Origin of the sequence: uncultured Winogradskyella sp., assembly GCF_947501905.1 — a bacterium.
In the GTDB taxonomy this organism is placed as follows: Bacteria; Bacteroidota; Bacteroidia; order Flavobacteriales; family Flavobacteriaceae; genus Winogradskyella.
Window position 1 is genome coordinate 20865 of sequence record NZ_CANMXL010000007.1, and the last position, 21635, is coordinate 42499.

At 33.1% G+C, this 21635-nt stretch carries 19 protein-coding genes; 9 read left to right on the forward strand and 10 right to left on the reverse strand.

Going from position 1 to position 21635, the window contains the following annotated elements; genetic code table 11:
- The first annotated feature begins 79 nt into the window (after window positions 1-79).
- Window positions 80-805 carry an energy transducer TonB gene (locus Q0770_RS14050; protein WP_299118019.1) on the forward strand — a complete coding sequence of 242 codons (726 nt, stop codon included), beginning with the start codon at window positions 80-82 and terminating at the stop codon, window positions 803-805.
- 38 nt (window positions 806-843) lie between these two features.
- Here Q0770_RS14050 and Q0770_RS14055 read toward each other — a convergent pair whose 3' ends face one another.
- Both Q0770_RS14055 and Q0770_RS14060 read right to left on the reverse strand, forming a co-directional pair.
- Window positions 844-1230: an RDD family protein gene (locus Q0770_RS14055; RefSeq protein WP_299118021.1), complete on the reverse strand. Its 387-nt coding sequence runs from the start codon at window positions 1228-1230 to the stop codon at window positions 844-846.
- Complete coding sequence (locus tag Q0770_RS14060) at window positions 1231-1785, reverse strand: thioredoxin family protein (RefSeq protein WP_299118023.1); 555 nt, start codon at window positions 1783-1785, stop codon at window positions 1231-1233.
- Window positions 1786-1805: 20 nt separating this feature from the next.
- Between Q0770_RS14060 and Q0770_RS14065 the strand changes: the two genes are divergently transcribed.
- On the forward strand, window positions 1806-2141 hold the full coding sequence (locus Q0770_RS14065) for a tRNA-binding protein (protein ID WP_299118025.1): 336 nt from the start codon (window positions 1806-1808) through the stop codon (window positions 2139-2141).
- Between the two features lie 25 nt (window positions 2142-2166).
- Here the strand turns inward: Q0770_RS14065 and Q0770_RS14070 are convergent, their stop codons facing one another.
- The 3 genes from Q0770_RS14070 to Q0770_RS14080 all read right to left on the reverse strand — a co-directional run bounded on the left by Q0770_RS14070 (window position 2167) and on the right by Q0770_RS14080 (window position 6977).
- On the reverse strand, window positions 2167-4671 hold the full coding sequence (locus Q0770_RS14070) for a M14 family zinc carboxypeptidase (RefSeq protein WP_299118027.1): 2505 nt from the start codon (window positions 4669-4671) through the stop codon (window positions 2167-2169).
- Between the two features lie 94 nt (window positions 4672-4765).
- Window positions 4766-5155, reverse strand: coding sequence for a PUR family DNA/RNA-binding protein (locus Q0770_RS14075; protein WP_299118028.1), 390 nt, complete (start codon window positions 5153-5155; stop codon window positions 4766-4768).
- A 67-nt stretch (window positions 5156-5222) separates the two neighbouring features.
- On the reverse strand, window positions 5223-6977 hold the full coding sequence (locus Q0770_RS14080; RefSeq protein ID WP_299118029.1) for an ABC transporter ATP-binding protein: 1755 nt from the start codon (window positions 6975-6977) through the stop codon (window positions 5223-5225).
- A 132-nt stretch (window positions 6978-7109) separates the two neighbouring features.
- On the opposite strand from Q0770_RS14080, the gene Q0770_RS14085 reads away from it, so the two are divergent.
- The 4 genes from Q0770_RS14085 to yajC all read left to right on the forward strand — a co-directional run bounded on the left by Q0770_RS14085 (window position 7110) and on the right by yajC (window position 10233).
- Window positions 7110-8213, forward strand: a complete 1104-nt coding sequence (locus Q0770_RS14085) for a Glu/Leu/Phe/Val dehydrogenase (protein WP_299118031.1) — start codon at window positions 7110-7112, stop codon at window positions 8211-8213.
- Window positions 8214-8336: 123 nt separating this feature from the next.
- Window positions 8337-9248, forward strand: a complete 912-nt coding sequence (gene nusB, locus Q0770_RS14090; RefSeq protein ID WP_299118033.1) for a transcription antitermination factor NusB — start codon at window positions 8337-8339, stop codon at window positions 9246-9248.
- Window positions 9249-9372: 124 nt separating this feature from the next.
- Window positions 9373-9930: a DUF1573 domain-containing protein gene (locus tag Q0770_RS14095; RefSeq protein ID WP_299118034.1), complete on the forward strand. Its 558-nt coding sequence runs from the start codon at window positions 9373-9375 to the stop codon at window positions 9928-9930.
- A 9-nt stretch (window positions 9931-9939) separates the two neighbouring features.
- Window positions 9940-10233 carry a preprotein translocase subunit YajC gene (yajC, locus tag Q0770_RS14100; protein WP_299118036.1) on the forward strand — a complete coding sequence of 98 codons (294 nt, stop codon included), beginning with the start codon at window positions 9940-9942 and terminating at the stop codon, window positions 10231-10233.
- Window positions 10234-10358: 125 nt separating this feature from the next.
- On the opposite strand, the gene Q0770_RS14105 is transcribed toward yajC, so the two are convergent.
- The 3 genes from Q0770_RS14105 to pepT form a co-directional block, all read right to left on the reverse strand.
- A complete protein-coding gene (locus Q0770_RS14105; protein WP_299118038.1) occupies window positions 10359-10958 on the reverse strand; it encodes a YdeI family protein in 600 nt (199 codons plus the stop codon).
- A 162-nt stretch (window positions 10959-11120) separates the two neighbouring features.
- Complete coding sequence (locus Q0770_RS14110; protein ID WP_299118040.1) at window positions 11121-13265, reverse strand: hypothetical protein; 2145 nt, start codon at window positions 13263-13265, stop codon at window positions 11121-11123.
- Window positions 13266-13494: 229 nt separating this feature from the next.
- Window positions 13495-14739, reverse strand: coding sequence for a peptidase T (pepT, locus tag Q0770_RS14115; RefSeq protein ID WP_299118042.1), 1245 nt, complete (start codon window positions 14737-14739; stop codon window positions 13495-13497).
- Window positions 14740-14852: 113 nt separating this feature from the next.
- Here pepT and Q0770_RS14120 point away from each other — a divergent pair, with 113 nt between their 5' ends.
- Entirely contained in the window at window positions 14853-15890 is a 1038-nt protein-coding gene (locus Q0770_RS14120; protein ID WP_299118043.1) for a quinone-dependent dihydroorotate dehydrogenase, read from the forward strand.
- A gap of 38 nt (window positions 15891-15928) precedes the next feature.
- On the opposite strand, the gene Q0770_RS14125 is transcribed toward Q0770_RS14120, so the two are convergent.
- On the reverse strand, window positions 15929-17677 hold the full coding sequence (locus Q0770_RS14125) for a T9SS type A sorting domain-containing protein (RefSeq protein ID WP_299118044.1): 1749 nt from the start codon (window positions 17675-17677) through the stop codon (window positions 15929-15931).
- Window positions 17678-17832: 155 nt separating this feature from the next.
- Between Q0770_RS14125 and Q0770_RS14130 the strand changes: the two genes are divergently transcribed.
- A complete protein-coding gene (locus Q0770_RS14130; protein ID WP_299118045.1) occupies window positions 17833-18450 on the forward strand; it encodes a LysE family translocator in 618 nt (205 codons plus the stop codon).
- 46 nt (window positions 18451-18496) lie between these two features.
- Window positions 18497-19360 (forward strand): hydroxymethylglutaryl-CoA lyase, encoded by an 864-nt coding sequence (locus Q0770_RS14135; protein ID WP_299118046.1) that lies wholly within the window; start codon window positions 18497-18499, stop codon window positions 19358-19360.
- 49 nt (window positions 19361-19409) lie between these two features.
- On the opposite strand, the gene Q0770_RS14140 is transcribed toward Q0770_RS14135, so the two are convergent.
- The gene (locus Q0770_RS14140) at window positions 19410-21629 is read right to left on the reverse strand and encodes a TonB-dependent receptor domain-containing protein (RefSeq protein WP_299118047.1); all 2220 of its coding nucleotides are present in this window, start codon (window positions 21627-21629) and stop codon (window positions 19410-19412) included.
- Window positions 21630-21635 lie beyond the last annotated feature (6 nt).

Sequence of the window (21635 nt, forward strand, 5' to 3'; positions counted from 1 at the left end):
TTTACTTCTCTTCTGAATGACATTTGTCATATTTTTTCTGAATTATACTGACTAGCTTTAGAGTATAAAATTTGAAGTCATGGAAGTAAAGAAGAATCCCAACGCAGATGTAGGAAGAAACAGCAGTTTGTTTTTTGTTGTAGGTCTAAACGTAATGCTTTTATTTACATATTTCGGGTTTGAGTATAAAACGTATAATAGCACATTAACAGAAACTGATATATTAATGCTAAATGAGCAATTAGAAGAAGATATACCTATTACTAATATAGAAATAACACCACCACCACCTCCTCCTAAACCAGTGGTAAGTCCAGTTATACAAGTCGTAGAAGATGTTACTGAGATTGAAGAGACAGTATTAGAAAGTACAGAAATAGGCCAAGATGATGTTATTGAGCCAGTGGTAAAAGTAGAGGATGTAGAAGTAGAAGAAGTAGAGGAAGATATAGAAGTGCCATTTGCAGTAATTGAACGTGTGCCAACTTTCCCTGGGTGTAAAGGGAATAATAATCAGTTAAGAGTATGTTTTCAGGAAAAAATCAGGGATCATTTGCAGAAGAATTTTGAATACCCCGAAGTTGCTCAAGAGTTAGGCCTTACTGGTAAGGTATATGTGTTCTTTTTAATAGATAAAGATGGATACGTAACAAAAATTAAAAGTCGAGGTCCAGATAAGTTGTTAGAAAATGAAGCTGAGCGTATTATTGGTTTATTACCAAAAATGATACCGGGCAAACAAAGAGATAGAAATGTAAGTGTGCCTTACAGTATTCCTATTAACTTTAAATTACAAGGAAACTAAAAATATTGGTTGGTTACAATAGTTAATCTCGTTAATATTCAATTTGATTGGTTGATATTAACGAGATTTTTTTTGGAGTAAACTAATTTAGTTAGTGATAGTTTATCATGAAAACCGTGCTCGGTTCCAAAAAGATAAGATAAGGCATCCCATGGCATTAGACGAAGAAAACTACGCATTAAAATTAAAGTAAAATGTGGTTTTTCTCCATATTTATTAACCACTATGGTTTTAGTAAAAATTTTCCCTAGTGTTTGTTGTATGCTAATTTCCATTGCGGAATAATACACAAACAATATTAAATAAAAACTAAAACTGTAGTTGATGTCTGGAAATATCATAAATATTAATATAGAGATTAATGCAACGCAAATAATATCAATAAGATAATTAACAGCCCTTATTCCTTTATCAATTCCTGTCATTTACTTCCATTTAATATTGCAACCCATACTTGGTTTTTGGTTAGGATTTATAGGTTTATTTTCGACTAGTGCATCCATTGCTGCACGTAAATCTTTACCAGTAACAGGAATTCCATTTCCTGGTCTTGAGTCATCTAATTGACCAGCATAAACGAGTTTTAATTCGCTATCGAATAAAAAGAAATCAGGAGTGCATGCTGCATCATAAGCTTTTGCTATATCCTGAGTTTCGTCATATAAATAGGGAAAAGGATAATTGTTTTCATTAGCATGTTTATGCATTAGCTCTGGTCCATCTTGAGGGTAGTTAATAACATCATTACTTGATATGGCAATACAGTTAATACCATTAGAACTATAGTCATTTGCTAATTTTACTAATGCTTCATTCACATGAATTACAAAAGGGCAATGGTTACAGATAAACATCACGAGTGTACCATTAGCTCCCTTAAGTTGAGTTAATGATTTACGTATATTGTCTTTAGTGTCTACCAAAATAAAATTTGGGGCTTTAGTACCTAGTGGTAACATATTTGAAGGCGTTAATGCCATAATTTTTGTAGTTTTAATTTATGGATAAGATAATAACATTTGAAGATTTTACAAAAGTAGATTTACGTGTAGGAACAATTACTGAAGTCAATGACTTTCCTGAAGCTAGAAACCCTGCATATCAATTAACTATTGATTTTGGCAACTTGGGTATTAAAAAATCTTCAGCACAGATTACCACACTTTACAGCAAAGAGGATTTATTGAATAAACAGATAGTAGCCGTAGTTAACTTCCCTAAAAAACAAATTGCCAAATTTATGAGCGAATGTTTAGTTATGGGCGCTGTAAAAGAAAATGATGTGTATCTCTTACATCCGGAAGCTAAAGTTAAGAATGGGAGTACAGTAAACTAAAATTATAAGTTCGTCAAATACTAAATTACAATTCTTCTCTAAAAAAGATAGCGTTCATCAATAGTTTGTTAGTGCCATACCAAAAGGCTCTAAAGTTGGTGTTATCTGTAAATGCAACAATATTACCTCGTCCATAATTGCCAATTTTTAATGGCACAGTACCAGAAATACTATCTAAATTTTGTTTCGAGATATAACCACTTAATAAAGGTTCTTTAGAATATTGTATTGGGTTATCGTAGCTATTCTTGTTTGGTTTTACAAATAATGTTGTATTCCTAAACATTGGTAATATACTGTTCTTATAACCAAAATTTATGGGATGAGAACGGTCAATTTCTGCTTCAAAAATAGCACCACCAATAACTTGAGCACCTCTAAAATCGCTACGTTGCTCTCTTGTAATATTTTTTGCAACTAGCTTTGGCTTTTTAAACTCTATTTTCAATAGTTTTTTAGAGTTCATGTAATTCAATGCGCGTCTATAACCTATTAAAGTACCACCGCTTCTAATCCAAGATTGTAGTTTTTTAGTATTACCTTCATCCAACCCAGAGCCATTGACCATAATTATGGTATTGTAACGACTTATGTTAGCTCTTGAGAAATTCTTAGTATCTAATTTAGTTACAGGAATATCATATCTAGTATCTAGCAAATGCCAGATTTCGCCTGCATCATAAGACGTCATGCCATCACCAACTAATAGTGCAATTTTTGGAACTTCTAATGGTCTAAAATTATTACTTCCTAAATCAATACCATCATTAAGACCAGTAGAAACGGCATCTAAAGTCAAATGACTTTCTTGCGCTAGTTTGTCTAAAAACGTATGTAGTTGAGATTCAGATAATTTTTGATTTTGTACAGGAATCATTAACGTACCATAGTCGTATGATTTTCCATTGGCGTTAAATTGCTTCTGACTTACTTTAGCACGAATCCCTTTTCTTAAAAGTGCATACAGGAATTTTGGGGTGTAATATTCGTTCCATTCGGTGAGGTATGCATAATTACTTTTTGAGTTAGCACCACCATTTCTAAATTCTAAATCTGTAACTATTGCACCAGCATTGCCTGTTGAGGTTTCGGCATAATCTAAGTTAAAAGCTAAAGGAAAAGACCATGCAGAAATATCATAGAACAAACTGTCTTGGAAAGTTGTGCGTTTTTCAAACATGGCATTAATTAATCGCGTATTATTCTGATTTTTCGGTACGATATAACCATATCCTTTTTTAAATCGTTTTCCATCGACTTCAAAATCAGTATCAATATCATGAAACTTAATATTGTGACGCTTTAATATTTCTGCCATATGATATGTTCGTGCGGCATCTTTTTCGTCACCAAAGACAATGGCCTTTTTACCTTCCTTTTTACCTTCCTTTCTTGCATTTTTAAAGAAGTTGACTTGGTAATTAAGAATATCTGTACGCATACCATTCGCCGCTTCAAGTGTAGATAGAGCAGCGGTAAATTGATTTCTAATTGTAAAAGGGAATGTAAGTATGCCATTTACACTTTCCTGTATATGTCCCCGAGAACTAGCTTGCTCAAACAAAATGCCAATACCACCATTAATATCTGGAAACGTTGACCCTTTTCCGTAGTAAAAATCATCAAAGCTTTCTTCGGAATAGTAAAGTGATCCAATTTTATCTAAAGCTTTAGCATGATAGGTTGCTATTTGCTTAGTTAATGCTTGATTTAATTTTGGTGTCAGCGGATGTGTCCTTGAAGGGATTCCTGGTTGAAAGAAAAAACTTGAATTTGTTCCCATCTCATGATGGTCTGTTAAGATATTAGGCATCCACTCATGAAACGTTTTTATGCGGGCTCTAGACTCCGGAAGCTGAACAGGAAGCCAATCTCTATTCATATCAAACCAATAATGATTTGTACGTCCACCAGGCCAGATTTCACTGTACTCTCTATCGTTTGGGTCTGGGTTTAAATTTTGACTTCTATTGGTATTTGCCCAATATGCAAAGCGTTGTAAACCATCAGGATTAAAAGAAGGGTCAAAAAGGATTACGGTATTATCTAAAAGTTCATTGATTTTTGGACCTTGAGCTGCCGCTAAATAGTAGGCAACAGCTAAAGCTGCATTAGAACCACTTGGCTCATTACCATGAATAGAAAAACCTTGATAAACAACAATAGGTCTATCAGTAGATATGTTGTCAGTTTTAGTGGCATCAACATGTGCTTTTTGTATTGCTTCTATACTTGAGTGGTTTTTAGGCGATGTTATTTTTAATAATAATAAAGGTCTATCTTCAAAGGTCTTGCCTCTGTTTTCAATAGTAATTCTATCTGTAGCATCAGCAAGTGCATACATGTATTGTACAAGCTTATCATGCGTGATGTGCCATTCGCCAACTTCGTGACCTATTACACTTTTTGGTGTAGGAATCTCAGAATTGTATTGTACATCTTGGTGAAGGTAATAGGATAAATCGAGGTTTTCCTGAGCAAACAATGTAGATGAAACTATTGTAAATACTAGTAATAGAATGCGACGCATGTGTGTGAGTTTGGTTAGTTATTTTGATAAGATATAAAAATAAAAAAACCGTTACAGAGGTAACGGTTTTTAATATTATTTAACAAGATAAGTTTTAAATGTCATCAAAACTGATATCCGTAAAACTATCAGTATTTGTATCTTCAGAAGTTTTTGCTTCTTGAGCTACAAACTCGTTATCTTCTCTTTTAAAGTCTTTTTGATGACGCTCACTAATCACTTCTTCACCTTTTTCATTGATGATGTAATCTGTCATTTCAGCTAAAATCTCTCTAAATTCAGAGAAATCTTCTTTATACAAGTAAATTTTGTGCTTCTTATAATGAAACGAACCATCATCATTAGTAAATTTTTTACTTTCTGTAATGGTTAGGTAATAGTCACCTGCTTTTGTCGCGCGTACATCAAAGAAGTAAGTTCTACGTCCAGCACGCAATACTTTAGAATATATTTCTTCTTTATCCATCATTTCGTAATCGCCCATAATTTGAGATTTGAGTTTTAAATTCAATCCAAAAATCTAAAAAAAAAGTATAGTAACCAACAAATAGTTACATTTCTTTTTCGGAGCGTTGTTTAATGTATAAGTCTTTGTAGTAACCGTCTATTTCTTTAAGGGTTTTGTGTGTTCCTGTTTGGATAATTTTTCCCTCGTCTAAAACAATAATCTTGTCAGCATTCTTAGCTGAAGAAATACGATGACTTACAATTATGGTTGTTTTGTTTTTGGAGACACGCTCAAGGTTTTTGAGTATTTTTTCTTCAGTTTCTGTATCAACTGCCGATAGACAATCGTCAAATAGTAAAATCTCAGGTGACTTTATAATGGCCCTTGCAATTGACACACGTTGTTTTTGCCCACCAGATAATGTAATACCTCGTTCTCCTAAAACAGTTTCATAGCCGTTTTTAAAACCAATAATGTTTTTATGAACCTTTGCATTTTTAGCGGCTTCTATAACGTCGTCATCAGTAGCATCTTCTTTACCAAATTTAATGTTGTTTTTAATAGAATCTGAAAATAGAAAAGCATCTTGTGGAACATAACCAATACTTTCTCTAAGACTATAGAGGTTTAGCTCTGTTATTTTTTTATCATCTATAAGAATACTTCCATTTTTAGTATCATAAAGTCTACCAATTAAATCAAGTATTGTAGATTTACCAGAACCAGTCATGCCTAATATGGCAAGTTTCTCTCCAGATTTTAAATCAAAACTTACGTTCTTTAATGCGGTAATATTAGTATCTGGGTAGGTGAACGTAACATTGTTGAATGTAACAGCACCATCTATCTCTGTTGGACTATCAACCGTATTATTTATTTCAGGTTCTTGTTTTAAAAATTCATTAATGCGCTTTTGAGATGCTTCGGCTTGTTGTACAATAGAGGTAACCCAACCTACTGTGGCTACTGGCCAGGTTAACATATTTACATAAATAATAAACTCAGCAATGGTACCTATGTTTTCAATTTCACCATCAATATATTGTTTGCCACCAATAAAAATGACTAATAAATTACTAAGACCAATAAGCAAAATCATTAACGGAAAGAAAAGAGCTTGTACTTTTGCTAAGTCTATTTGTTTTTTTCTATTTCCTACTGATAGATGTTCGAACTCTGTATTTACACTAGGTTCAATAGTATAAGATTTTATTACAGAAATACCACTAAACTGCTCTTGTGTAAACGAAGAAAGACCAGATAATGATTCTTGTACCACTTTACTGCGATAATTTATCAGGCGACTTAGTTTGTATATGACAAAAGACAATATAGGTAACGGAAGCATGGTATAAAGCGTAAGTTTGGGTGCAGTACTAATCATATATGTTAATGCCACTACGAAAAGAGTAATAGTATTGATAGTATACATAATGGCTGGACCAACATACATGCGTACTTTTCCAACATCTTCACTAATACGATTCATTAAATCTCCAGTTCTATTAGCTTTATAAAAACTTAATGATAATACTTGGTAATGCTTGTAGACTTCGTTCTTTAAATCAAACTCAATATAACGAGATACATTAATAATAGTTTGGCGCATTAAAAAGGTAAATAATCCTGCAATAATGGCTGCACCTATAAGATATAAGATGTTAATCAGGAGTTGGTCTTCAAAAACATCAAGTGATATTTTTCCATTTACTTTATCAGATATAACATTAATAGAGTTTCCGATTAATCGCGGTGTAAACAGAGCGAAAATCTTTGCAACTATTGTAATAAAAATACCAATAATAAGTCTGTATCGGTACTTGTAAAAATATTTATTAAGATGTTTTAATGCCTTCATTAAAAGTAAAAGATTACAAAGCTATTGCTATAATCTTATTTTTCAGTTAATATTTTGCTAATGCTTTAATAATAATTTATTTTTGCAAGCTGTTTTTAAATAATCTGCAACAGCATTAAAATAAACAAAAGCATGACAACAGACGTTATTGACGCAAAAGACTTAGTAAACGCTGACCCCGTTTTTGGGCAAATGTCATTTGATGACCATGAGCAAATCGTTTTTTGCAATGACAAAGATACTGGTTTAAAAGCAATAATTGGAATACATAATACAGTTTTAGGACCAGCTCTTGGAGGTACTAGAATGTGGCAATATAATAGTGAGTGGGAAGCATTAAATGATGTTTTGCGTTTGTCTAGAGGAATGACTTTTAAGTCTGCAATCACTGGTCTAAATTTAGGTGGCGGTAAAGCTGTAATTATTGGTGATGCCAAAACACAAAAAACACCCGAATTAATGCGTCGTTTTGGAGAGTTTGTTCACTCTTTGAGCGGACGCTATATTACTGCTGAAGATGTTGGTATGGCAACTGAAGATATGGATACTGTAAGAGAAGTAACGCCATTTGTTACTGGTATTTCAGAGAGTAAAGGTGGTGCAGGTAATCCATCGCCAATTACAGCCTATGGTGTTTTTATGGGAATGAAAGCAGCTGCTAAATATAAGTACGGTTCTGATATTTTGGAAGACAAGAATGTGTATGTACAGGGTATTGGTAATGTTGGTGAAGCTTTAGTTGAACATTTAGTAAATGAAGGTGCAAAAGTTACAATTGCTGATATTAGTGAAGAACGCCTTGAAGAAGTAAAAGCTAAATATGGCGTAAGTATTTATCGTGGTAATGATATTTATAGTGAAAACATGGATATCTATGCACCATGTGCATTAGGAGCTACTGTAAATGATAATACTATAGATAAGCTAAAGGCAGATATCGTTGCAGGTGCAGCAAATAACCAATTAGCGGATGAATTAAAGCATGGTAGAATACTGCAAGACAAAGGCATTGTATATGCTCCAGATTTCTTAATCAATGCTGGTGGTATTATTAATGTTTATGCAGAGCTAGAAAACTATGGTAGAGCAGAGATAATGCGTAAAACAGAAAATATCTACAACACAACTTTAGAGATTTTCGAAAACGCTAAGTCTAACAATGTGACAACTCACAATGCAGCATTAAACATTGCTAAAGACCGTATCGAAACTCGAAAAAGAGAAAATGCAAAATAATTTTTTAGAATAGTAAGAAATACTATTTTTGCAGGGTGAAACTAAATATGGTTTCACCTTTTTTAATGATTTAAAATAAGTTCTTTACATATGCTCAATCGACGACACATTCGTATTAAAGTTATGCAATCTTTATTCGCTTTTAAAGGCACAGAAAGTGATGACTTTTCAAAAGATGAAAAATTCCTTTTTCAGAGTATCGATAAAATGTCTGATTTATACTTCGCCATGATGGCCTTAATGATTGAGCTGCAAAAGAAAGCCAATTCCAAACTAGAACTCTCTCAAAAAAAGCTACTTGCTACAGAAGAAGATATTAATCCAAACCGAAAGTTTGCTGATAATGCTGTGCTTGAGTTTATTAGTAATAATACCATGCTTAAGGAGGTCATCGAAAAACGAAAGCTAAATTTTTGGGATTTAGATTTTGAGTATGTAGATATTATTTACAAGGCGATTCTAGAAAGCGATATCTACAAAGATTATATGTCTAAAGGTGCTTCTGATTTAAAGGAAGATAAAGATTTTATGGTAGATATCTATTCTGAAATAATTGCACCAAACGAAAAGCTTTTTGATTATTTTGAAGACAAACAAATCACTTGGGTAGATGATTTACCAGTAGTAAATACAGCTATTGTTAAGACTTTTACTAAGTTTAAGTTAACAAAGCCAGAAACGTATTTAATTCCTGAATTATACAAGGATGAAGACGATAGGGTTTTTGCTAAAGATTTATTAATCAAAACACTTTTAAATACATCAAAATTTTCCGAAGAAATTGCGGCAAAAACAACCAATTGGGATGCTGATAGATTGGCAAGCTTGGACGGAGTCTTATTGCAAATGGCGCTATGTGAGTTTCAGAAATTTGCTTCAATACCTGTAAAAGTGACCATTAATGAGTATTTAGAGATTGCTAAAGAATACTCTACACCTAAGAGTAGCTTGTTTATAAATGGTATTTTGGATAAGATTGTAAAAGAGTACAAGCAAAATAATATCCATAACAAGATAGGGCGTGGTTTGATGTAAAAAGCCCGTAAATTCTACAGTTTACTATCTGTTAATGGCGTATTAAAAATTTTTATTCGTTGAAATTATTATTACATTTGGCGATAGATTAAGAAACATTTAAAATTAATTTAAAAACATAGCGATGAAAAAAGTTATTTTAGGCCTTGGCGCTTTATGCATGCTAGCCTTTACATCTTGTAAGGACGATGCTTCTAGCAAAGTGAATTCTGAAAATGTTGCACTAGCAGCAGAGCGTGATGCTAATGCAGGAAATTTACCAATGATTAAGTTTGATAAAGAAACTCATGATTTTGGTACAATCGAAAACGGAACACCTGTTGAAACTACATTTAAGTACACAAACACTGGTAACTCAATGTTGGTAGTAAGTAATGTAAAAAGTACTTGTGGTTGTACAGTACCATCTAACTATACTAAGCAAGTTGCTCCTGGTGAAACTGGTGAGTTTGCAGTAAAATTTAATGGAAAAGGTAATGGTAACAAAGTTACTAAAGCCATTACTATGACAACTAATACAGCAAAAGGTAATGAGCAAGTAAAGATTACGGCTTTTGTAGAAAAAGACCCTAATGCAAAAACTCCAGCTCAGGCAACAGCTACTGGTACTTCAAGTATTTTACAAGCTCAGCCAAAAAAGTCTAGTACAAAACCAGGTCACGAAGGTCATAACCACGATTAATTAAAATTCATGGGAGAAGGAATAAGTTCATTTTTACCATTTATAGCGATGTTTGCTGTGGTGTATTTCTTTATGATTGCACCTCAGATGAAACGTGCTAAAAAAGAGAAAGCCTTTGCATCAACGTTAAAACGTGGTGACCGTGTAATTACTAAAAGTGGTATGTACGGTAAGGTGGCGGAACTAAACGAAAAAGACAACAGTTGTGTTATAGAAACTCAAGCTGGAAAAATTAAGTTTGACCGTTCTGCGATTTCTATGGAAATGAGTAACAAACTGAATAAACCAGCAACTACTAAGTAATTGTTAGGTATATAATATTAAAAGCCACTCTTAGAGTGGCTTTTTTTGGTTTAAAGTTTAGTCTTTTCTATTAATATATTAGTAGCTGAGTGGTTCGGCTTCGTTCACCAACCACGGAGTCGAAGCTAGCAATTTTTATACTTATCATGAAGCCCAACACCATTAAGAATCATAGGTATAATTTTCTCTAGTCGAGATAGCTTAGTCACTTCTCTTTTAGCAGAAGCAATGTGTTCACAGTACTCACGTTGCTTTCCTGGTGTCAATGCTTCAAAGGTCAATTGTAAATCTTGGTCATTGCTTAGAGCAGCTTTTAGTTCTTCTGGGATAACAACAGTTTTACCTTTACGCTCTATTTTTATTTCTTTGCCCGCACGCTGATTTTCTATAGCTTCTTTTACATAGGCTAACACTTGGTCTTTATTGACGTCTTCAATCTTGTCAAAACGCATTTGGCGTAAGCCTTTAGTTTTGCCTTCTTGTGCATTGACTAAAAGCTTGTGTTCGTCTTTTAAAAACACACCATTAAAAAACCAAATACAGAAGTGATGTTTAAAAGCGCCAAGGCCTAACACATTTTTTCCATTTAGGTCATAAACTGGCGCAGACCATTTTACTGCCTCATTGAGTTCTGTTTTTAAAACAATACTACGTAATAGCTCAAGAGCGTCTTGCCAATGACTATTGGTTTCTATGTATTCTTCAACGGAGTAAACTTTTTTCATTTTGTTATATTCAAAAGTTGAGTTTCGTTATCGTGTTCGTGTATGGGTAGTAGCGGATTTCTACTCATGAACCTTTCGGTTTTGCACTGACCATTGTTTTATGTTTATACTTTTGTTTTATTACTTAAACCACTATTACTTATACACCTTTGTTAGGTGCAGTTATTTTTTGAATAATCTACTGAAAAACCCTTTCTTTTCATTAGTTTTTGCTTTTGATATTTTCTCTTCAATTTGTTCTACTTCTAAATCTTCTTTGCCGAGTTTGTGGGTCGTAATATTTGAATTTTCCTTTGAAAATTCTTTAAAAACACTACTCTCAAAATTATTTCTTAACTCATCTACTTTTTGGTGTATAACAATTTCTTTATCTGTCTTATAAATCAAAAAGCTGTTTGAAGAAAAAGTTACTTGACCAATGCCATATACACTCCCTATGTTTTCAAAATCTTTATTCCACACAAGTAGACAATCACTAACTTGAGTAATTATAAAATCACCGTTTTCAATGAAAGAAATATTTGAAATATCATAACCTCTATTGATAAATAACTTATGACCTTCGTGTTCAACCGAATACGGTTTGAAATAATTTTCAGTTGATTTTCCTTCCGAGATAGTAGTAGTAAACCAATTAAAAATATTTAAAGCAGAATGATTTGGGATTAATTCCTTTCGTTCAAATTTTTCAGTGTCCCAAACAACATATTTTCCGTGGTCAGCTCCTCCAATGATATATTTACCATCAGGAGTAAATTTGCAAGTTGTCAATCCAAAATTATGATGGATGTCGTTATAAAAATTCTCCTTATAGTTTTTAAGAAAAGTAGGATGAGCCCAAAGCGTTTGTTTCTTTTTATTATCGATATTGTATAACTGTGACTTAGTGGAGTAGAAGTGAAGAAGCATTAGATTTCCATCTGGAGATAACTCAATACGGTCATTACCATTTCCGTATTTATAATTCTCTTTAAAGCTACCGTCAAAATCTATTATGTCTACAGAATTTTTTTCCGATAGTGCTATATACTCTTTTCTTAAAAAGTTTAGCTTTAATATGTTTTTATCAAAAGATTTTGTTGATATCAACTTTCCCTTCTTATCATAAGTTGAGTGATAAGTAGTCTTGTAATTTATCAAGTATAAAAAATGAAACTCTTTTTTATTGCCGTCAAAAAAGAGGCTCTTCATAAAGAGTCGAACATCATTGGTCTTAAATTTAGATTTATCAAAGTCAAAAATCAGCTTGATTAATTCATTTTTTTCATTGACTATATAATTATCACAAGAAAAGATTTTGGCATTTTCAATCCATCTAACTTTGGAGGTATTGAAGTCATTACTAAAGCAATCATCAAATTCTAATTTGCCAATTTTTTCAATTTCACCTTTTGTATTGATTTTATTAACTTCTTTCGACTTAGTAACGATTAAAACTTCTCCTGAATCATTAATGTCATATGACTCAATATCCAATAAACTACAATCCAGTCTTAGATATTCTTCAAAACCTAGATTTTGAGCAAGTTTTATTTTCTCTTTTCTAGATTCGAGCTTTGTCAGTCCTCGTTCAAATGGGATTTCAAGTTTTGTGTCAAAGAAAATTTCGATTTCAGAAGCGAATTTTTCAAGACCTTGTATAGTCTTTTTTGTTTCTTCGATTTTGTCTGTATTGGTTAAATCAATTCTAGATTTGATTTGATTATACTTTTCTAAGTATTCAGTTTTTGCTTTTTCAATATCTCCTTCGAATACTAAAAGTCTTAAATAATCTCTAAAAGCTTCAGTTTTGTTGTCGTACAATTTTTTTGCTGTATCTAAATTATCAAAAGATTTTATTGATTCAGTTAGCTTGCTTTCATATTCTTTTAGACTTATTCTATTTTCATTATCAACTCCAACTAGTGATGATGTAATATAGTTTTTGAATTTCCTGCTTTCTGAGGGTGAGAAAAAATCATCTTTATTCAATGCATTAAAATCTACTATTTCAATACACTTTGTGTTTTCTAATAAATGCCTGAAAAACGAACGCGATTTTAAAGTTTTGGAAATCCATTTGTCAAATTTTGGAGATTCAATATATGTACTGAAATAAAATTTAAGATTTAATTCATCTCTATTTTCGTCAAATTCGAGTGGCGAATGCGAAGTTCCAAAAGAAATTATTTGGTCATAATTTCCAACTGTTCTTTTAAAATGTTGTTTACTTTTTAAGTACTTAAAGCCTATTGGCTCTAATTTTCCTAAAAGTCCATTCAGGACAATTTTTTCGTTTAACTTTTTTAATGAATCAGCTTTTATCATTTTGCTCTAATTATGAAAATCAGCAGTTTATAAGCTTTCAAATTTCTCATTTATTCTTAGATTTTCAATTCGAATTTACTTAATTTTTCGTTAGCCAACATTCTGAGGAAATTTTTGGGTTTCTATAGGGGATTGCACCTAGCGCGGAGATATGGGCAGTTATAATTGTCTATATCGGTCGATAACGAAGTTAGCTGTTTTTTGTTATAAAGTCAAATGCTTCATGCAATTAGGGCTGGTGCTTGATAGCCGTAATCTCTGCAATCTTACAAATTACTTCAGTAGCTTTTATCATGCTCTCTACTGGGACATACTCATAGCGTCCATGAAAGTTATGTCCGCCAGCAAAAATATTTGGGCAAGGTAATCCCATATAACTCAATTGCGAGCCATCTGTACCACCACGTATGGGCTTTATTAAAGGAGTAATGTCTAGAGCTTTCATAGCTTCTTCAGCAATATCTACAATGTGCATTACAGGTGTTACCTTTTCTTTCATGTTGTAGTATTGGTCTTTAATCTCTATTTCAAAAACTGGCTTTCCATATTTTTCGTTGAGGTTAGTCACTATCTTTTGCATTAGTGCTTTACGAGCTTCAAACTTAGCTTTGTTATGGTCTCTAATAATATATTCTAGCTTAGTAGATTCTACTTCGCCACTAACAGAATACAGATGAAAGAAACCTTCGTAACCTTCAGTATGCTCAGGTGTTTCGTGTTTTGGTAAAGCATTTATAAACTCACTAGCATAATACATGCTATTTACCATTTTGCCTTTGGCATATCCTGGATGTACAATCTTTCCGTTGACTTTAATAACTGCACCTGCGGCATTAAAATTCTCGTATTCTAATTCGCCAATTTGGCTGCCATCCATGGTATATGCCCAATCAGCTCCAAATTTTTCAACATCAAACTTATGCGCCCCACGACCAATTTCTTCGTCAGGTGTAAAACCTACTTTTATAGTACCGTGCTTTATTTCAGGATGATTAATAAGGTATTTCATCGCTTCCATAATTTCGGTAATACCCGCTTTATCGTCAGCTCCTAAAAGCGTTGTGCCATCTGTGGTGATTAAGGTTTGTCCTTTGTAGAGTAGTAAGTCTTCAAAATAATCTGGTGACAAGACAATATTTTCTTCAGCATTAAGCACCAAATCTTGTCCTTGATAATTCTCGACTATCTGTGGTTTTACATTAGCACCTGTATAATCTGGTGTGGTGTCAAAATGAGAGATAAAACCTATTACAGGAACGTCATGATCTACATTACTTGGAAAGGTTGCCATAATGTAGGCGTTGCTGTCTATTGATACGTCACTCATGCCCATTACCTTAAGCTCATCAGCCAGCTTATTGGCCAAATCCCATTGTTTTGCTGTACTTGGCGTGGTATCAGAATTTGGGTCAGATTCGGTATCTATGGTAACATAACTTATAAAACGGTCTATGAGTTGTTGTTTGTCTATCATTTCAATTTGATTTTATCCAAAAATAGAGATTGGAAAAGGATAGTGCAAGCGTAGATTTACTTTCTTTTTATTTGCTATAAATTGACGTATTTTTGCACAGCAAAACATAACGCATGTATAAGTCCATTATTAGACCAATATTGTTTCGTTTCGACCCTGAAAAGATTCATTATTTTACGTTTTCATTAATTAGAAACTTATCTAAGATTCCTGGTGTAAAAGTATTATTTAGAAGTTTATATGTAATAGAGGACAAAAGACTAGAGCGTGAGCTTTTTGGATTGAAATTTAAGAACCCTGTTGGCTTAGCTGCGGGTTTTGATAAGAATGCAGTGTTGTATAACGAACTAGCAAACTTTGGTTTCGGGTTTATTGAAATAGGAACAGTAACGCCAAAAGGACAAGCTGGAAACCCCAAGCAGCGCTTATTCCGATTAAAAGAAGATCAAGGGATTATTAATCGAATGGGTTTTAATAATGAAGGTTTAGAAGCTGCAATAGCACAACTCAAAAAAAATAAAGGGCAATTGATTATCGGTGGAAATATTGGTAAAAATACCCAAACCAAGCCAGAAGATTACACTAAAGACTACCTCGAATGTTTTAATGCTCTGCATCCTTACGTTGACTATTTTGTATTGAATGTAAGTTGCCCAAATGTGGATAGTCATGCCAAGCTTAATGATAAAGATTATTTATTAGAGTTAATTGGCGATGTTCAAAAAGCGAATACATCTTTCAATATACAGAGACCAATTCTTCTTAAAATTGCACCTGACTTAAATGATGGTCAGTTAGATGAAATTGTAGAGCTCGTAAAAGAAACTCATCTTGATGGTGTTATTGCTAGTAATACTTCAACAGGTAGACACGATTTAAAAACCTCTAATGAGCGCTTATCTGAAATTGGAAATGGTGGTTTGAGTGGACAACCGATAAAAGCAAAATCGACTAGAGTTATTAAATACTTAGCCGATAAAAGTGGGAAGTCATTCCCAATTATTGGAGTAGGAGGCATTCATTCGGCTGAAGACGCTCTCGAAAAAATTGAAGCAGGTGCTGACTTGTTGCAAATATATACGGGCTTTATCTATGAAGGACCTAGCTTAATTAAGTCTATTAAAAAGGCGATATTAAAAAAGGCGCAATAAATACGCCTTTCTTAACAATTTATTCTTTTTCAAAGATTTTAGTTTTTTACGAATGATAATGTTTGACTAGAATTATCTTTATTTAGTTTTATAAAGTATAAGCCTTCTTTTAATTCCTTAATATCTATAGTAAACTCAGAAGTTGAATTGATTTCTGAAGTCCTTAAAACCTGACCTAAAGTACTTATTATATTGTAAGAGTCAGGAAGATATTCTGATTGTATATTTAAAATATTTGAAGATGGATTAGGAAATAATTTTATTGATGATGTTTTAAACTTGTTTAAGCCTAAAATACTTGCGCTTCTAAAATTGTCAGTAGTTCCAGAATTAAAATCTCCTCCACTTGCTATTAGTGTATTATCATCAGTTCTTAATTCGTAGGAGCCATTACCTTCACTACAGCATATACCATCTCCATATTGGTCTGTAATAGTAAATCTATAACAAAGACCAGAGCTAATTGGGAAAGTTGCAGTTTTTGTAGTAAAATCATCTGTGCCTTCAATATATGGACCTCCTGAGTCTATAACATTATTGTTACTATCTACAAACTGCCATTCTGTTTCAGCTGGCCAATCGTCTAATGTTAATGTTAATTCAATTGTGGTCGTACTTATTTCTGGAGAACCAACATTTATATATTGAGGTTTTACTTTACTAATATTAGTTGTTCCGTCAGAAATTGTTAAAGCAACATCATAATCACCTGCTGAATTATAAGTATGCGTTATGTTTTGAGATGTATAATCAATGATATCATCTCCATCAACATCCCAAGACCATGAAGTAGCTCCAATACTGCTATCTGTAAAGTTAACAGTAAGATTAGGTAAACAACTTTGGGTTTCATCTGCAGCAAATTCAGCATTAAAACTTGGACAGATTAAGTTGTTACGAGATGCTTGGTATACAGCATTAATCCTAGCTAATTGTTGCAAAGAGAATGTATCTCTGCATTCTTTTGGTGCGTAAGACATTAAGTTATTAGGGTCAGGAACATATGTGTCGTTATTGGCATCTTGTGCACTACCAGAATATATACAACTAAAAAAGTTTACATTACCATATCCGAGCTGAGGGTCTGCAGGAGTATCACAAATAAAGTCACCAGTTGTGGCACAATTTGAACCATCAACTAACTCTGCTGTAGAGCCTACAACATTACTATTACCGTGGGTATGAGATAATGCAAAGAAATGTCCAACTTCATGTGATAGTGTACTTCCGTTTGTAGCACAACTGTTTGCCATTAGAATATTCTCAGTAATTGCACCACCTGGAAAACGTGCATAACCACATAGGCCACCTCCACTTGTACTATTAACTACGGAGTTTGCAAAGTAAATATTCATAATATTACTTTGACTATGCGCCGCGAATAAGGCGGCCTCTTCATTGGTTTCATAATCGTAATACTCATCACTGTTTATGAAATTGATACCGTCACATAAGAAGAATTCTAGACCAGCGTCTACATAAATAGAATTCATAACAGCCATTGCATCATCTAATTCTGTAGACGTTAAGCCACCAGTTCCGTCAGTTCTATTTATAATATGTGCTTTTATAGGTATTGAAGTTAAGACTGTAGAACTTGAGGATAATCTTTCTTGTACAAACTTATCTTCAAAAGTTTTTATTTTGTCTTTAATAGAGTCAAAGTATAATTTGGCTTCTTCAGTATATTGAAAGCCACATTCATTACTCTGAGAGTAACTAATTAGACAAGATGCAAAAACCAATAGTGTTAGTATATGTTTTTTTAAAAAGTAGTTTAAATCCATTTGTTAAGCTTTATTGTTGCCGAAAATAATAAAATGTCTTTATAAAACAATAAAAATCCGACAAAATGAATAATTAAGTAAGTTTATTACTACAAGTATAATTATTTATTACTTTATTATTAAGTGTTTTAGTTATTTTAGCCAAAATTTATATTTTGAATTACGACACGCTTTTATTGTTTATGTCTGCAACAGCAGCTTTAGCCATATCTCCAGGGCCAGACAATATATATGTCCTTGTACAGAGTTTAACTAACAGTAAAATTCACGCGCTAGCTACTGTAGCTGGATTAATGACTGGTTGTATTATACATACAACTTTGCTTGCATTTGGAGTTTCAGCGATTATAAGAGATAATGATAATGTCTTTTTAGGCGTAAAAATCCTAGGCGCAATATATCTTTTGTATCTAGCTTATAAGGTTTTTAAATCTGATAGTGAAATTTACATAGATACTGAAAATGCACCTCAAAAGAGTTTGAAACAACTCTTTGTCCAAGGTTTTTTTATGAATGTACTTAATCCTAAAGTGACAATTTTCTTTTTAGCATTCTTTCCTGCATTTTTGTTTAGTGATACATTAAGTACTGTGATACAGTTTTATGTTTTGGGAGGTTTATTTATTGTAGTGTCTTTTATTATTTTTTCGTCAATTGCACTTTTAGCTAATACCATAAAAAGTTCATTGCTGAAAAATAAAAGCTCAGGTTTGGTGTTTAAATGGCTTCAGATTATTGTTTTTGTTGGGATAGCAATTTTTATATTGTTGTAATTTATAGACTATGAAATCGACCTACTAAGTCTTATATTTGACCTACATGAAAAACCACGTAAAACTTATTGAATGTCCCCGAGATGCTATGCAAGGCATAAAGGATTGGATACCTACAGAGCAGAAGGTGCAATACATTCAGTCGTTGTTACGTGTTGGTTTTGATACCATTGATTTTGGGAGTTTTGTGTCGCCTAAGGCCATTCCTCAAATGGTAGATACAGCAGAGGTTTTAGCTCAGTTAGATTTAAGTAAAACAAAGAGTAAGCTTTTAGCAATTATTGCTAATGTTAGAGGAGCTAATGACGCCTCAAAACATGAAGAAATTAATTACTTAGGCTTTCCGTTTTCTATCTCTGAAAACTTTCAGATGCGTAATACACACAAAACTATTGAGCAATCTGTGATTACACTTTCTGAGATTCTAGAAATTGCAGATAAAAGCAATAAAGAAGTTGTGGTTTATATTTCTATGGGCTTTGGAAATCCATATGGCGACCCATGGAATGTTGATATCGTAGGTGAGTGGACCGAAAAATTGGCTAATATGGGTGTAAAAATTTTGTCCTTAAGCGACACGATTGGAAGCTCTAATCCAGAGAATATTGATTATCTGTTTTCTAATTTAATTCCAAAATATTCTAATATTGAGTTTGGTGCGCATTTACATACCACACCAACAACATGGCATGAAAAAATTGATGCAGCTTACAAAGCTGGCTGTAGAAGATTTGATGGCGCTATCCAAGGTTTTGGCGGTTGTCCAATGGCAAAAGATGAACTTACAGGCAACATGCCAACCGAAAAAATGTTGTCCTATTTTACGCAGCAAAAGGCACACGATTTAAACGCTATGGCTTTTGAAAGTGCTTATAATGAAGCCACTAAAATCTTCACTAATTACTATTAAAAAAAGCGTCACTTTTCAGCAACGCTTTTTAATCAACTTAATACTAGTTTTAGAATCTGAACTCTAAACCTAAGTTTGCACCAAAAGGATGACCTGGTCTTAAACCTGCAGGTACTCTAGATACTGCATAGGTTTCATCCAATAAGTTTATAATATTAGAAGTTAAGCTTAGCCTTTTATTGAAATGATATTTTGCAGCAAAGTCAATTATAAAGTTAGAATCAACACGTTCAGCATCAGGAATAGATCCATTACCAGCAAGTGTTCTAAATTCACCATTAAAACGACCACTTAAATTTAATTCGTATTTAGCATGTTCTAAAGAAATTGAAGCATTGAATTGGTGTTTTGGAATATATGGTAACTCGTCACCAGCAGTTACTTCTCCCCAAAGATCATCAGAGCTTCCAAAGCTGTTTAAAAATTCTGTATTTGTAAATGTGTAGCCAAAACTAATTGGTAATTTAAATTTTGTATTATTAGGTAATATCTCATAATTCAATAATAACTCTAAACCATTTACACGAACCTCTCCTGCATTAAACTGGTCTAGAGAGCCAGTGCCACCTGTGGCAGCTAAATCACTACCTAAAAGATTGCTGTAATCGTTGTAGAATCCAATAAGCTCTCCACGTAATTGACCTATTGTAAAACGAGAGCCTAATTCGTAATTAATACTTTCTTCAGATTCTTCACCTTCAGAACTTCCTGGAGGAGAAAACCCTTTGTGAACGCCACCAAAAAGAGAGACATCATTTGTAATAGCATAGTTAAAACCCATACCTGGTATAAATATATCTACCTTATTTTCTCTAGTAGATAAATCTGTCCCAGTTCTATTAGGATCGTTACTTCCAAAATTTTCTCGTTCTAATATGATATTTTCATAACGGAGACCTGGTGTAATTGTAAACTTATTCCACTTCAATTTATACATAGCATATGCAGCAAATGCAGTTGCACTACTAATTCTATTGCCTTGTGCGCCTCTTAACCCTTCGGATGTTCTGTCTAATTGTCCATTAGTAATACTGTATCCATCTTCCCACTGAAAACGGTCTTCTTCATCATAATGGTAACGAGCTCCAACTTCTAAATCATGAAACGTATTTTCACCATACCAATGGTAATCTAATTTTGTTTGTATACCAGTTGAGTAATATTCTCTATTATTTGCTTTTAATAAAAGAGCATCAGTACCAGAGTTAACATCACCTCTTAGTATAGCCATATGATCTGGGAATGCTGTTGGATTTCCTACAACATTTGCAATACCTTGTTTGTCTCCATTGAAAACTACATCATCAAGTTTAAACCAATTACGTTTAAATTTATTTAAGTAAGTGTTGGTAGTAATTCTGAAATTTTTAGTCAAGTTTAACTCATGAGTTAGCATAAATTGTAAATGTTCAGCTACCATTTGATCATCTTGTGATGATGCATAACGTGAAAATGGAGCAGTTTCAAAATCTTCTTCAGTTAAACCTAAATAAGTTTCATTGGAAACTTCATCAGAATATTGAAACTTAGCTTCTATATATTGTTGAATTTTGGCATCAGCCTTACTACTATAGCGTAGTTTTGCTAATACTTCATTAATATCAAAGCCTGTATGACTATTATCTGGCAAATCTTTAAATCCACCAGAACCATAATTTAAGAATTCAGCTACATAACCAAATTGTCCTTTTTGCCCTCCAGCTTTAGCGTGTAATTGTCTGGTGTTAAAAGCACCATAACTAGCTCGGATTCTTCCTCCAAATTCGTCTGGAATTTGAGCAGAAACCATATTTATGGCGCCACCTGTTGTAAAAGGACCATATTGTACTTGACTACTTCCTTTTAATATTTCAACAGCTTCCATGCGTACAACAGAAGGAAAATAGTAAGCAGAAGGAGAACTGTAGGGCGCAGGAGCAATAAGAACACCATCTTCCATTAAAGAAATTTTGGCACTTCTTTCTGGAGATGTTCCTCTTAAACTTATATTAGGGCGTAACCCAAAACCATCTTCTTCATAAAAGGTAACACCAGGTACAGACCTTAATACACGATTAATATCTGTGTAATTATGCTTTTTTAATTCTTTAGGTGAAACATAATAGGCAGAACCTGTTCTGTTTTTTGCAACATATTTCGAACCAAAAATAGTGTTTGTTTTAATAATAACTTCATCTAGTTTTTGTGTAGAATCTTTTTGCTTTTTATTTTCTTGAGCTGTCAAGACAGTTGTTAAGCATAGCAGTAGAGCGGAAAGTTTTAGCTTCATTTATTT

What these genes read in the sequence shown, in the direction of transcription:
- Q0770_RS14050 (WP_299118019.1), top strand. Translation starts at nt 80, where the DNA reads ATGGAAGTAAAGAAGAATCCCAACGCAGATGTAGGAAGAAACAGCAGT.
- Q0770_RS14055 (WP_299118021.1), bottom strand. Translation starts at nt 1,230, where the DNA reads ATGACAGGAATTGATAAAGGAATAAGGGCTGTTAATTATCTTATTGAT.
- Q0770_RS14060 (WP_299118023.1), bottom strand. Translation starts at nt 1,785, where the DNA reads ATGGCATTAACGCCTTCAAATATGTTACCACTAGGTACTAAAGCCCCA.
- Q0770_RS14065 (WP_299118025.1), top strand. Translation starts at nt 1,806, where the DNA reads ATGGATAAGATAATAACATTTGAAGATTTTACAAAAGTAGATTTACGT.
- Q0770_RS14070 (WP_299118027.1), bottom strand. Translation starts at nt 4,671, where the DNA reads ATGCGTCGCATTCTATTACTAGTATTTACAATAGTTTCATCTACATTG.
- Q0770_RS14075 (WP_299118028.1), bottom strand. Translation starts at nt 5,155, where the DNA reads ATGGGCGATTACGAAATGATGGATAAAGAAGAAATATATTCTAAAGTA.
- Q0770_RS14080 (WP_299118029.1), bottom strand. Translation starts at nt 6,977, where the DNA reads ATGAAGGCATTAAAACATCTTAATAAATATTTTTACAAGTACCGATAC.
- Q0770_RS14085 (WP_299118031.1), top strand. Translation starts at nt 7,110, where the DNA reads ATGACAACAGACGTTATTGACGCAAAAGACTTAGTAAACGCTGACCCC.
- nusB (WP_299118033.1), top strand. Translation starts at nt 8,337, where the DNA reads ATGCAATCTTTATTCGCTTTTAAAGGCACAGAAAGTGATGACTTTTCA.
- Q0770_RS14095 (WP_299118034.1), top strand. Translation starts at nt 9,373, where the DNA reads ATGAAAAAAGTTATTTTAGGCCTTGGCGCTTTATGCATGCTAGCCTTT.
- yajC (WP_299118036.1), top strand. Translation starts at nt 9,940, where the DNA reads ATGGGAGAAGGAATAAGTTCATTTTTACCATTTATAGCGATGTTTGCT.
- Q0770_RS14105 (WP_299118038.1), bottom strand. Translation starts at nt 10,958, where the DNA reads ATGAAAAAAGTTTACTCCGTTGAAGAATACATAGAAACCAATAGTCAT.
- Q0770_RS14110 (WP_299118040.1), bottom strand. Translation starts at nt 13,265, where the DNA reads ATGATAAAAGCTGATTCATTAAAAAAGTTAAACGAAAAAATTGTCCTG.
- pepT (WP_299118042.1), bottom strand. Translation starts at nt 14,739, where the DNA reads ATGATAGACAAACAACAACTCATAGACCGTTTTATAAGTTATGTTACC.
- Q0770_RS14120 (WP_299118043.1), top strand. Translation starts at nt 14,853, where the DNA reads ATGTATAAGTCCATTATTAGACCAATATTGTTTCGTTTCGACCCTGAA.
- Q0770_RS14125 (WP_299118044.1), bottom strand. Translation starts at nt 17,677, where the DNA reads ATGGATTTAAACTACTTTTTAAAAAAACATATACTAACACTATTGGTT.
- Q0770_RS14135 (WP_299118046.1), top strand. Translation starts at nt 18,497, where the DNA reads ATGAAAAACCACGTAAAACTTATTGAATGTCCCCGAGATGCTATGCAA.
- Q0770_RS14140 (WP_299118047.1), bottom strand. Translation starts at nt 21,629, where the DNA reads ATGAAGCTAAAACTTTCCGCTCTACTGCTATGCTTAACAACTGTCTTG.